At 45.9% G+C, this 13,268-nt stretch carries 8 protein-coding genes and 2 riboswitches; all 8 genes read right to left on the bottom strand.

Translation table 11 applies throughout. The features are described from left to right. Nucleotides 1-6 precede the first annotated feature (6 nt). The gene (locus LCY76_RS01710) at nt 7-2,646 is read right to left on the bottom strand and encodes a tetratricopeptide repeat protein (RefSeq protein WP_248251186.1); all 2,640 of its coding nucleotides are present in this window, start codon (nt 2,644-2,646) and stop codon (nt 7-9) included. Nucleotides 2,647-2,997: 351 nt separating this feature from the next. Beyond that, nucleotides 2,998-3,270, bottom strand: a complete 273-nt coding sequence (locus tag LCY76_RS01705) for a WXG100 family type VII secretion target (protein ID WP_053356030.1) — start codon at nt 3,268-3,270, stop codon at nt 2,998-3,000. Between the two features lie 130 nt (nt 3,271-3,400). Further along, the gene (gene essC, locus LCY76_RS01700) at nt 3,401-7,426 is read right to left on the bottom strand and encodes a type VII secretion protein EssC (protein WP_248251185.1); all 4,026 of its coding nucleotides are present in this window, start codon (nt 7,424-7,426) and stop codon (nt 3,401-3,403) included. A 12-nt stretch (nt 7,427-7,438) separates the two neighbouring features. After that, complete coding sequence (locus LCY76_RS01695; RefSeq protein ID WP_248251184.1) at nt 7,439-7,801, bottom strand: EsaB/YukD family protein; 363 nt, start codon at nt 7,799-7,801, stop codon at nt 7,439-7,441. Between the two features lie 15 nt (nt 7,802-7,816). After that, entirely contained in the window at nt 7,817-8,614 is a 798-nt protein-coding gene (locus tag LCY76_RS01690) for a PP2C family serine/threonine-protein phosphatase (protein WP_248251183.1), read from the bottom strand. Nucleotides 8,615-8,652: 38 nt separating this feature from the next. Beyond that, nucleotides 8,653-9,420, bottom strand: a complete 768-nt coding sequence (locus tag LCY76_RS01685) for a vWA domain-containing protein (RefSeq protein WP_248251182.1) — start codon at nt 9,418-9,420, stop codon at nt 8,653-8,655. A gap of 370 nt (nt 9,421-9,790) precedes the next feature. Then, nucleotides 9,791-11,089: an NCS2 family permease gene (locus LCY76_RS01680; protein ID WP_248251181.1), complete on the bottom strand. Its 1,299-nt coding sequence runs from the start codon at nt 11,087-11,089 to the stop codon at nt 9,791-9,793. 122 nt (nt 11,090-11,211) lie between these two features. Continuing rightward, a riboswitch (purine riboswitch) is annotated at nt 11,212-11,313 on the bottom strand. A 154-nt stretch (nt 11,314-11,467) separates the two neighbouring features. Next, complete coding sequence (guaA, locus tag LCY76_RS01675; RefSeq protein ID WP_248251180.1) at nt 11,468-13,006, bottom strand: glutamine-hydrolyzing GMP synthase; 1,539 nt, start codon at nt 13,004-13,006, stop codon at nt 11,468-11,470. A 133-nt stretch (nt 13,007-13,139) separates the two neighbouring features. Next, a riboswitch (purine riboswitch) is annotated at nt 13,140-13,241 on the bottom strand. Between the last annotated feature and the right edge of the window lie 27 nt (nt 13,242-13,268).

The raw sequence follows: 13,268 nt of genomic DNA, 5'->3' as shown, positions 1-13,268 counted from the left end.
CCCTCCCTAAATCAAAACCTTTTTCACTTTCATTTCTTTAATACGTTCTTTTGCAAGATTCACATCAGTGGGGTCTTCATTGATCTGGATGACCTTTTTAAGCAGCGGCAAAGCCTTCTTGTAATTTTTTTCTTTAATCTGGAACATTCCATAAACGAAGTAGGCATGTCCGTAGATCGGGTTCTGCTTAATCACTTTTTTATATGTCGCTTCAGCTTTTGCCTTATCTCCAACTTTTTCATATAAAATCCCTGTATTCAGTATCGTGTTTCTCTCTTGAATTCCTAAACCAGTTACTTGATTGTAAGCATTTAATGCTTCTTTATATAAATTTTGGCTTTTCGCCTTTTGCTTTTTATCTTCAGCAAACAATCCATATTCATAGTAAAGCTGGCCGGTAAGATTTAAATAGTCGATATTCGTGTAATCTTCACGCAGCAGACTGTTCGCTAACGATATGGCGTTCTCGTAAGTTTTGGTCTTTGTTGACTCGTCGGTTTGATTGGTTTTATTGTTGTTGATATACGCCTCAATCAGTTTCTTTATATATTTTTTATTGGCTGGATCAAGATCAACCGACTTCTCAAACGAATCAACAGCTTCCGTACCCTTACCTTGCCTCTTGTAAAGGTCGCCTTTTAAGTAGGCGACAAAGGCTTTCGATTTGTTATCCTTGCCTTGCAGCTGCTCTACCAGTGTATTGGCCTTTTTTAACTGGTTGATGGAAGCATAGCTGATGACAAGATCCCTGATTGCATCCTGATGATACTTATTCTTTTTGTCTTTGTAGGCCGCTTCATAATAAGGAATAGCCTCATTGTAATTCGTCTCTATAAAATAGGCCCGGCCCATAAGATAATTGGCTTCTGTATTTCTGGGTGAAAGCTCTTTTTTCAATTTCAAATCACCGAGGTACTGAATGGCCTGCTGATTTTGTCCCTGGCTGATATAAATCGTCGCCATCTTCGTATAAAGATCCTCGGTTGGTTTCTTATCGATCGCTTTTTGGATGTACTGCTCGGCCTCGCTGTACCTTCTCTGTGAAAAAGCTTCAGTGCCTTGCTGTATGTAATCGTGCCACTTTTTCTCCTGGGAAGCCTGGTACATATAATAAAGAGCGATTCCGAGGCAAACAGCGGTTACCGTACCCGCCATCCACTTCCAATTATTGAAAAAGAACTGCTGAACATTGAATTTCGGGCGCTCCGCCTTTCGCGCCTCAAGCGGCTCGGCAAGGGCTGCGGCTGTCGCCTTTTCTTGTTCTTCCGCAATCTGCTTCAGCTTTTCTGCTGTTGATTGCTGTTCCGCTTCCGCCCTGATCTGACTTTGAAGCTCCTCGATTATGATGGACAGCTCTTCTTTGGTTGTAAAATCCACCGAAGGAAGCTGGGTACATCGGGTATAAAAGATAAGTGCGGTATTCCAATCCTGGAGCTTCTCAAAATGCTGGGCAGCTTCGAGATAATGCGCGGGAATCAGCTCGGGACGGCCGTTTTCTTCTTCCTCATTCAGCAGCATCTGCAGCTCTTCCACAACAGCCTTCTGTTCCGGAAACTGATTCATGATGAATTGATACTCACTATGTGCGGCTCTTTTGTTGCCAAGCCCCTCGAATGCGGCCGCGATCTGAAGCATTGTATCAAGACTCATCGCCCCAAGGGGAACTGACGGTTTCTTTGAGGCCATATACTTCTCATGGCTGCTGATGACAAAGTTCCTGACATGCTCAGGGAAAAGTTCAAACCACTCAGAGAACGTCGGGCAGTCTTCAAGGCTGTTGCTTTTCCATGCTTTTTTAAACAGCTGTGCCGCTTGTTCACCAAGAGTTTCCTGAAGAGCACCGAGCAATTTTTTGTACCGTTCCGTTTCCTTCTGCATCTCATCGGTATCAAAATAACTGAAGTCATCCGCCTTAAGTCTGCGGACTTCCTCCCGATGCCAGGACGCCATTTCTGCCAGGAGCACAGCTCCTGCAAAACGGTCCGCATCCTTTGACCAGACCCCGTCTTTTACATAGTTTGCTGCATAGCCTGGTGACCCGCCCGGCAGCGCTTTCGGTTCGCTCAGTTCCGGTGCGTAAAGCTCTTCAATATCGATCAGTTCAATGTCGGCAAAGATAGGCCTTGCATTCTCTTGCAGAAATGGAAGGATGACATTGCTTGAAGATAGATCACAGTGGGCGATGCCCGCTTCTTCCAGCTCTTTCAGAAGGAAGGCCAGCATACAGGAGATGCGGAGACAGGTTTCTTTTGAAAGTGTCTGCTCTTCCATCAAGATGTCCGCCCATGTAGGACCATCGATCCATGGCATGATCAGGGAATACTCCAGATCATCATACTGCCCTATGAGTCTCGCATGCTCACCTTCCTCAATGACAGAGCGCAGACAGGCAGACAGCCCATAAATCGAAGAATAGTTCTTCAACTGTTCGGAAAGATTAACCTGATTTTTGTTCTTGAACCTTTCCCTGAATACCTTCAGTGCGGCTTTATTTCTCGTGTTGTCCTCTTTAATCTGATAGACAGTCCCCTGCCGTCCCTCCTGCCCGTAAGGAATATCTATCCCCTGTACGGCAGGATGCTTAGGAAACGTATATCTCCTTTTAAACAGGCGTATGCTTTCTCCGACTTCTGGCTGAAAACTCATAATGCTAAAACCCCTATCCACTCAACCATTAGGCTATATAATTTCCAATATAATACATTCTCTTTTTTCGACAATATTAAACCATAAATCTAGTACTTTATGTATTATTTCACAAAAAATGTTTACAAAAATATCCAATATCATCTTAACTTACTAGCTGGTTCTGCTCAATGCATCAATTGTAAATCCTAACAATCCACTTATACACAAAAGCCGCAATAAACAAAGATCATGAAATCATTCTCGACAGAGCTTTCAAACAATCGTTTAATTCCTGAGAATCACCCAAAACAAAAGACCAGCCAAAGGAATTGACTAGTCTTTCTTGTTTGCTTGAAATCAATAGATTCCTTATTGTGCGTCGACTGTGCGGAAACGAGTTGCGATTTGGCGAAGCTCTTGGTCGATGTTGTCAAGTAACTGCACATAAGCCTCCATGTGGCGGCGGGATTGTTCGAATTGGTCGAAGAAGCGTTTTTTCGTTGCTCCATCCCATTTACCTTCAAGTGATTGAAGTGCTTGGTAAAGCTGTTGTGTTTGAGTGCGGCTGTTTTCAGATCCAGTTCTAAATTTCGATGCAATTCCTTCTAGTTCTTCTGGTGTTACGAGAATTCTTACTGACATTTATTTCATCTCCCTTTTTTTCCATTATGAGGCAAATATACAATACATTTACCCAGTTAGATACATCTCAAACCCATTTTCATCCTTTTTCCCTAGCATAATTGGTAACAATTTACCTATATATAGTAAGCTACGCTTCAAAAACATGGTTCTTTTTACGGACTAAAGTCTCCCATTCATTTCGTTCTTCAAGCGTAATAAAAGGAAGAGCGGCTTTAATCTTCGTATATTTTCCTTTGATGATGAAGCCGTCCCCTGCTGGAAGCTCTTTATCAGTTTCTGTATGAGGAAGGCGCATATTAAAGAAATACAGATCATTGCTCAATGTAGAACCGAGGAGGAATCCGGCAAACTTTTTCTTGATGTTCAGGAACCAGCCATCATGCATATAGCTGTTCATGCTTGTAATTGAACCTGCCAGCATAAAGTGGATGTTCTTCTGGCGTGCCTCCCTCGTCAGCTTCTCAAGCTGGTCTTTGAGCTCAAAATCCATATTCATCTGCTGCATGAAGTTTTCCGAGTCATCGATCATGATGACAACAGGAGGATAGGAATTTTCTTCTTGCCCGTTCCCCCATCCGAAGGAGAGGCTGTCGCTTTTTCTTTCCTCCATCTTGGCAGAAATCTCGCTGAACAGTTCTTTTGCCTGCATGAAATCTGCTGCATAGCCCTTCACATGAGGAAAGGCGGCCATGCTCATGATGCCTTTCGTCTGCGGCTCCATCTCAATTAAATAGAGATCAAGCTGATCGGCAGGGTTTTGGTACATCAGCGATAAGGCCAGCGTTTGGAGAAACGACGTTTTCCCGGATTCCACACGGCCCGTGACAAACACATGGTCTGCATCATCCAGATCGAGCGACTGGATGTCCAAGTCCTCTACATCAATACCATACGGCAGCAGTTTCGAATCGGCCGGCGGAAACTCGGCCAGCAGCTGGTTCAAGGAAATTTCGCGAGGAAGCATCTGAATCGGTTTTGCCCGTTCTCCTTTCGCCTCGTCCGCCATCTTTCCGGAAATCTCCCGGATAAAGGATACTTTTTCAAGCTCACTCCCTCCGTTATAAGGAAGCATTCCCTGAAAGATATGGGGCGGATTGTGTCCCTTCACAAACCCGCGGCCTTCCGGCAAGTTGGCTGCAGCAAAATTCGGCCGTCCTACAGCATAGTAGTAATCGGTATGATCAGCCAGTTCAAAAGAGACCATGGAGGCGAAGTTGCTTCTATAGCGCTCGTACATGTCGTTCGTCTGGTTTGCCGTAGCGAACGTGAGGATTCCGTATGTCGCCCCCTCACGAAGAATCATTTCCAGCTTCTCATTCTCAAATTCAAAAGTTGACCGGAACCGGTGATATCCGTCAATCACGAGCAGCAGGACAGGCAGGGATTTTTTCGTGATGCTGCGATACGTTTCAAGCGAACTCACCCCCTCATTGGAGAAAAGCTCTTTCCGCTTCGTCAGTTCTTTCAGGAAATAACGGAACAGCCGCTGCATTTTTTCCGTATCTTCTTCATGCACGACTCCGCCAACCTGCGGAAAACGGGCAAAGTCTTTCAACTGCCGGCTAAAGTCCACGATATACGTATGCAGATCGCGCGGACCATGCTGATAGAACAGGGAAAGAAGTGTGGACTGCAGGAACGTCGTTTTCCCGGATCCAGGCATCCCGAATGCCATCAGGTGGCCTTCCTTCAGATCCAGCTCCAATGGATACTGAGCCTGATTCCCCACATCATCAATGATGCCGACTGTCGGCTCCATCCATTTTTCGCTCGATTCCCAAGCACCGGAAGTCCAATTCTCGGTTTCTATCAAATCGGAGATCGGAAGACTTTCAGGCAGCGGCTGCAGCCAAGGACCCGGCAGCGGATGAACATTGTTCTTCTCCGCCTCTTCCTTCATATGCCGGATGAGCACTTGAATCTGCTTTTCTGAGGTCTTGCCTTCTGCCTTGATTCTTTTTTGCACTTCATCAGTTCCATCGAGCTTCACTTCGGAAATGGTGGCAATATTGGCCTCTTCCTCATTCTCAGGATGATACCCTGCCCCGCTCCAAGCGGATTGGAAGTATTCCAGTACTTCGTTGTTGCCGACCTGGAAATAGGCCCTTCCAGGAACGTTGATGCTCGCAGCATTTGGAATCTTGATCATTTCCCGGCTGTCGTTATCATCCTGAACGCGCAGACAGATGCGGAAACGGGAGTTACTCCAGATCTTCTCATCCACTACTCCGGCTGGTTTCTGTGTAGCGAGCAGAAGATGGACACCAAGCGTACGCCCAATCGCAGCGATCGAAATCAGCTCATCCATGAATTCTGGCTGATCTTTTTTCAGCTGGGCAAACTCATCAATGATGATGAACAAGTGAGGCAGGGGTTCTTTTGTCTTCCACTCGGATCGGAAGTATTCATCAATATGCTGAATGTTGCCCGCCCGGTTAAACAGCTTCTGACGCCTCTCCAGCTCGGCTCGCAGCGAGATCTTCGCCCGGTTGATCAGGTTAGGGTCCTCCAGGTTTGTAATGGTTGCCACGACATGCGGCAGTCCCTGGAACGTATTGGACATTCCGCCGCCTTTATAATCGATGAGCATGAACGCCATATCATGCGGGTGGTAAGTGGCCGCAAGAGAAAGAATCATCGACTGGATGACTTCACTTTTCCCTGAACCGGTCGTGCCTGCCATCAGACCATGCGGACCATGGCCTTTCTTTTCAATCTTATCGTGGATGTTCAAATAGACCGGTTTGCGGCCTTCTCTGACTCCAATCGCGACAGGAAGCGTAGTCGGATAACGGTTGTGGCTCCACTTGGACACAACATCCAGTTCTTCTGCTTTTTTCACGCCGTACATATCCAAAAACGGCAGAACTTTTGGGATTACGCCTGCAGAGGACTGCTTCACCCTTAGCGGTGCAATCATACGCGACATCGTTTTTGCCTCGGTCAGCGTAAAGTGGTCGATCGCAATTTTTTCAGAGCCCGTAAAGTAAACCACCTCATCCTGGTCATTGGAGAACGTTTCATACAATTGAGCCACACCGTCTCTCACTTCAACGATCAGTTCGCACTCCATCGGCAGTGCTTCTTTCGTCGGAGCAAGCAGAATGGCGGACGCGCCGATCGAATCTCCCTGTTTTAAAATGAGCGGCAAGAGGGAATCATCCTCCAGCAGTGAAAGGCTTGGCAGGAAAAAGACATATTCAGGAATATGAACAACGTCATTATTTTTTCCATCATTTTCAAGCTTTCTGATGTTGAGGCTGCTGTAAAGCCTTTCAAACAGCTTCTGTGTCATCAGTTTCCCTTCAGCTACATACCGCCTTTCCCGGTCCTCATCCCAAACGTGAGGCAGCCATTTCATCCAGCTCCACTGTTCGCTTTCGCTTTCAGGATAGGCACTGACAAGCTTCACTTCTTCCGGAGATTGGTGGGTGACAAGCTGAAGAGCCAGTACGCGGGCCATCTCCAGGATATCCGCACGCTCCCCGACCAGCCCGACCACGCGCTTTTCCTGAAGCGGGATCGAAACCGGGACATTCTGCAGCTCACGGTATTCGTTCTGCAATTTTTGCGCTTCCGCAATGAGCGGATTCACATCATAGCCATCCTGTGCCGGCACTTCAATCTCCATTTTAAACGGACGTGAACCGAGGCCGAGCCTCAAGTCCATAAAGTCTTCAGAATTATAGGCGCGCTCCCATAACGAACTCTTTCGGTCTGCGATTCGGCGTACACAGTCCTGAGGATTCGGATCTTTTTCCCGAAGAAAACGGGACTGCCTGTTCTTCAGGTCTTCAATTTCTCCATGATGCTTCTTAATCTGTTCGTAATACTCGTTGTGCAGCTGCTCCACTTCAAGCTTGTATGCTTTCTTCTTTTTGAAAAAAAGAATGATCGTCGCAATATAGGAGCCGAGCATCGGAATACTCATCGCCATCATAAAAATGGCATAGCTCGCACTGTTATACATCGTTTTTGAAATATAGTACATGATTCCTACGGTTGCGAGCGTCAGAAAGATTGGAATGATCATGGACTCGAATGAAAATTTCGGCTCTGCCGGTTCCCCTTTTGGACGGTGAACGACCATCCTTCCTGAAGGCATCGCGAGCTTTAACCGCGGAGATCGTTTAAAATACGGCGACTTCTTCATCTCGTTCCCTCCTTAGTCGATAATTTTCCATGCATAATCCATACCGGTCTGTTCCTCGGGCTGATCGTCTTCCGTGTAATCATCACTGGCCATATAGTCATCTTCTTTTGGGAGTGATGACTGCGGCTCTTTGCTGAACCGCAAAAAGGAACCGTCCCAAACCCCGGCATCCGCCAGCGATTTCTTTTTCTCCATACGGAACCAGTTTTTTTGATTGAACGAATATTCAAGATCATAGGGCTCTTCTCCCCACCCCATCGCATGCCCTGCCCATTCGTGAAGCGCTTCGGCAATCTTTTTGCTTTCGAGATGGTTGGGCAAGCGCAAATCTTTTTCACTGTCATTATGTATAAAGGAAACAATAATCTCTTCCATTGATTCTCTTCCTTTCTACCAGGCGATGTCTAAAAAAGACAAGTCATCGCTTAGCGGAGATTGGAGCGATTTTTTCACTAGGATCTGCAGCTGATCCGTCGATGGCAGCTGCTTCAAGCCGTCAATCGCTGAAAACCCATCAGAATAAACCGCGATCCGGCGTACTTCGCCGAATGATTGCCCCGTTACGGTATGAATGTCCCCGCCGATAAGCCCGTCCTTTGTGGACCATCGTTTTTTTGTTTCGGGTTGCATTTTACCATCAGACGTTACTTCCCCTGAGGAATTCCAGACTCTTAATCGTATATCTCCTGAAGACGCAAGAAACATGCTGGCTTGGCTGGTCATCTCATCTGCCATGTCGATGCGGCCGCAGATGAACATCGTTTCACTGCCTTTTGTCCGTTTTTCCTCGAGCACTTCTCTTAAAATAGGCGGCATGGAATTCGGCAGGCGATGTTTTCTGATCGTCTCTGTCCCTTCCACTGTCAGCTCTGTCAGAAAAGAGGCGAGTTTCTCTTTAACGCCGGCTTCATCCCTATACTCATCAGCTGGAAGCTCCCCCAGCCACTGAATAAGCTTTTCAGATATAAAGCGAGCGGCAAGATCCCCGCAAAAGGACAGGCTAACCCCATCGCAGACTGCAAAAACGAGGCTTCGATCTTTCACTTCAAACGCTAAAAAATCCTGTCCTGAATCATCAGCTTCCTGTGTCTCACTGGACCTTGCATACCCGTAACGGATAGAAAAAGGGTCCCGGTAAACAGACGATACCGGAGTTTCTTTCTTTTGATCACTATAATACGTATACATGGATTCACCTCAGGGTTTATGGAAATTTTAAATGTATATTATCGGACCGGTGTGGCGGCAGACATCTGAAATCCGAGAGAAACGAGGTCAGCATTCGTGCCCGGCAGCATCATCAGCGCTCCCGGTTCAATTTTATAGCCAGTTTCAATCATCATTTCCCGATAGCTCTCCGGCAAAGGACTGGAAAGGCGCTTCAGCTTGTTGCCATAGTCTTCATCGAGCACCGTTTCATACATGATACCCGGCCACTTTTTGGAGTTCTCAATGGGCTTGGATAAAATTTCGTCGGAGATAAAAATATTCTCGACGAGCACTTTTCCGTCGGGCACGGATAGGTTCATGATTCTTTGCACGATTGGCTCAGGATCTTCCCCCGTATAAGCTCCGTCAGTCATGTGGCATATTAATGGAGCAGGACAGTCCTGCATCTTTTCCAATTCCTGCAGGAGAATTTTTTCTGCAGCAGCAAAAGCCTTGGCTGTGTTGGTCAGCCGCTGGGTTTGTACATTATCAAGCGGCTTCATTCTGGCAAGCTCATCAATGCCTTTTATTCCGCCCAATACATCAAAGACATTGTCACTGTAGGCTAAAATGGAAACTTTATAGCGAGGGCTAAGCCTGCTTCCTTTTGTTGAACGGAACACCATCTGCCGGATCGCGGAGTTCAGTGCGCTCGTTACCACATCGATCCTTCTTTTTTCCTGTCCGTTCCCGGCGTCCATCATCTGGTTCATGGACGCGCTGATATCGAGCAGGTACATGATGTACGCTGGTGTTTGCTGTGTTGCTTGAAGACGATAATCCATGTTTTATTCGACCCCTATAGTTTAATAGTTTCAATTAATTACCCTTATTGTAGGGAAAAATAGTTGAAAAGTGTAGCTAAGTTCGTGATTCTGTCATACTACGAGACTATTTCCCTATTTTTTACTTTTTTATACTATATATCCCGGATGATTTTTGAACAAGGGTCTTCAGGTCTGTTTAACTGAACATTTACTTGCGGATTTGTCGCTTTTACTTGCGGTTCGACAAGCTTTACTTGCGGAAATGAATCAGTTACTTGCGATTCGACACGATTTACTTGCAGAAACAGGATCTTTACTTGCAAAACACATCATTTTCACAAAAAAACGCCCAGACAGGTTCACTGTCTGAGCGCTTCGTTTATATTTCCTACTCCACCAAGAAAGCAAAGTAACAGATAAAGATCAAGAACAATACATACATGATCGGATGAATTTCTTTTCCTCTTCCTTTAACAAGCATCGTTACAGGATACATAACGAATCCTAGCGCGATCCCTGTGGCAATGCTGTACGTAAGCGGCATCGCGATAATCGTTAAGAACGCTGGAACCGCGATTTCAAGCTTGCTCCATTCAATCTTGCCAAGAACCCCAACCATGAGGACACCGACAACGATCAATGCCGGAGCAGTTACGGCAGGCGTTACAACCACCAACAATGGTGAGAAAAATAATGCCAGCAATAAGAACAAACCTGTAACAACCGATGTAAATCCTGTACGTCCGCCGGCTGCAACACCGGAAGCTGATTCAATATATGCAGTTGTTGAAGATGTACCAAGAGTCGCACCAACAACAATCGCAGAAGAATCCGCCAATAACGCTCTTCCTGCACGAGGAAGCTTGTTATCTTTCATGATCCCCGCCTGGCTCGCAACAGCCATGATCGTACCGGCTGTATCAAAGAAATCAACGAAGAAGAACGTTAATACGACAACAATCAAGTGCGGTGTAAATACTTTATCAAAGTTGCTGAACGCTTCGCCGAATGTCGGCGCAAGGCTTGGCACAGAACCCACTACTTTATGAGGTGCATCAATTAAACCAAAGATCATTCCAACAATCGCGGTAATCACCATTCCGTAGAAGATTCCGCCTTTTACTCCACGCACGACCATAAGAATGGTTACGATAAATCCAAAGATGGCAAGCAATGTATCAGGCTTCGTTAAATGGCCCAGCCCTACGAAAGTCGCTTGATTGGAGACCACGATTCCTGCACTTTTTAATCCAATAAAAGCAATAAACAAACCGATCCCGCAGGCTGTTGCGTACTTCAGTTCTACCGGGATCGCGTTAATGATGGTTTCACGAATTTTAAAAACAGTAATCGCAATAAAGATAAGTCCAGATAATAAAACACCAGAAAGCGCCGTCTGCCAAGGAATTCCCATGCCAAGCACGACCGAGAACGTAAAGAACGCATTCAATCCCATCCCAGGTGCAAGAGCGATCGGGTATTTGGCTACAATGCCCATAAACAGTGTACCGTAAGCCGCAGCGAGCGCTGTTGCCGTAAACACGGCTCCTTTATCCATCCCCGTCTGACCAAGGATTGAAGGGTTAACGAAAAGGATGTAAGCCATGGACAGGAAAGTCGTCAAGCCTGCGATAAATTCTTTTCGGTAGGTTGTACCGTGTTCATCAAAGCTAAAGTAGTTCTTCATCATAATCCCCCTGATTATCTAGTATGGAAAAACAAAAAAGCTCAAGGTCTCTCTACCTTGAGCTAACATACAAAGGGAATAGAAATCACATGACGGAATCAGTGTATAGACCTGAATTCATATGATATTCCATGTACCTTCGTAGTCAGGCCATTTACGGCAGCCTGGTAGAAACTTTCGGGCCATATCCCCGAATTTATACGAATTGACTAATGTCAGGTTTATAGAAAATAAGCAGTCTGACTTAAACAGGGCACTTACGCTTTTCTTATAAACTGTGACTTTTATACTGTTTACATGGAAATTATACAAATTGCTACAGATTTCGTCAATCTATTTCCGAATATTTTTATTGGAAATTTATAAAACGTTCGTTTATTACTCCCATTCAATCGTTGCAGGCGGCTTGGACGTAATGTCATACACTACACGATTGATATGGTTGACTTCGTTTACGATGCGCGTAGAGATTTTCTCCAGCACTTCATACGGAATGCGCGCCCAGTCGGATGTCATTCCGTCGATGGATGTAACCGCACGGATACCGATTGTGTAATCGTAAGTTCTCATGTCTCCCATTACCCCTACACTGCGGATATCAGGAAGGACCGTGAAGTATTGCCATACATCGCGTTCAAGTCCTGCTTTACTGATTTCGTCACGCAGAATGAAGTCTGATTCACGGACAATCTCAAGCTTCTCGTCTGTAATCTCGCCAAGTACACGGATTCCTAGTCCAGGACCCGGGAACGGCTGGCGCCAAACAATCGCATCAGGAATACCAAGCTCTGTACCAACCTTACGAACCTCGTCTTTAAAAAGTGTGTTCAAAGGCTCAATCAAGGTAAACTTCATGTCTTCAGGAAGTCCGCCTACATTATGATGGGATTTGATCGTTTGAGCTGTAGCTGTTCCGCTTTCTACGATGTCCGTGTAAAGCGTACCTTGTGCAAGGTAATCCACGCCTTCGAGCTTGCTCGCTTCTTCATCAAACACGTAGATGAATTCGTTGCCGATAATTTTACGTTTCATTTCAGGGTCGAAAACTCCCTTAAGCTTGCCAAGGAAACGGTCTTTCGCGTCCACTTTAATCACGTTCATGTGGAACCCTTCACTGAAGGTTTTCATAACACTGTCCGCTTCACCTTTGCGAAGAAGTCCGTGGTCTACAAAAATACAAGTCAGCTGGTCGCCGATCGCTTTATGGATCAATACCGCAACAACGGAAGAATCGACGCCGCCGGATAGAGCACAAAGCACTCTTTTATCTCCGACTTGCTGGCGGATTTTCTCCAGTTCGTCCTCGATCCAGTTTTCCATCGTCCAGTTGCCTTCACATTCACAGATGGCAAAAATAAAATTCTTTAGCATCTCATTTCCATATTCACTGTGGCGGACCTCAGGATGGAACTGAACGCCGTACAAGTGGCGGGAGATGTCGCTCATTCCCGCTACCGGACAGGAAATGCTCGTCACGTCGGTTACAAATCCTTGTGGAGGAGCAACAACAAGGTCACTATGGCTCATCCATGTCACCTGCTGTTTTGGAAGATCTTGATACAGCTTGCTTTCATTTGCAATCGTAATTTCTGCTTTCCCGTATTCACGGTGGTTGGCGCGCTCTACTTTTCCACCGAAGTGATGAGTCATGAGCTGCATCCCGTAGCAGATTCCCAGTACAGGGATTCCAAGGTCAAAAATGGCTTCATCCGCTGAAGGCGAATTCGGTGCGTATACACTGTTCGGTCCTCCAGAGAAGATGATTCCTTTTGGATTCAACTTCTTGATTTCTTCTGCAGTCGTTGTGTGCGGAAGCAGTTCACTGTATACCCCAAGATCACGAATACGCCTTGCGATCAGCTGGTTGTATTGGCCCCCAAAGTCTAGAACGACGATCATTTCACTGGCTAAATTCATTCTGTCACCCCATCTATTGATCTTTCCGTAGTATTTGCCAAATTTACCCTAACATATCCTTTTCTTTAACAAAAAACCGGAATCCCAGCTCTGTTTTTTCAGCAAAAAAAACAAAGGCAGAATTCCGGTTGTGCATAAAGAACCCTGCCTTCATAGTCAGGCCATTTACGGCGGCCCGGTAGAGACTCTCGATCCTTATTATCGAGGATATACGAAGGAGAATAATATTGATGGCATTGTATCTTAAGCACATTCTAACAAT

Source organism: Fictibacillus marinisediminis (assembly GCF_023149135.1).
Lineage (GTDB): Bacteria > Bacillota > Bacilli > Bacillales > Fictibacillaceae > Fictibacillus_C > Fictibacillus_C marinisediminis.
This window is presented reverse-complemented; position numbering and strand designations above follow the sequence as displayed.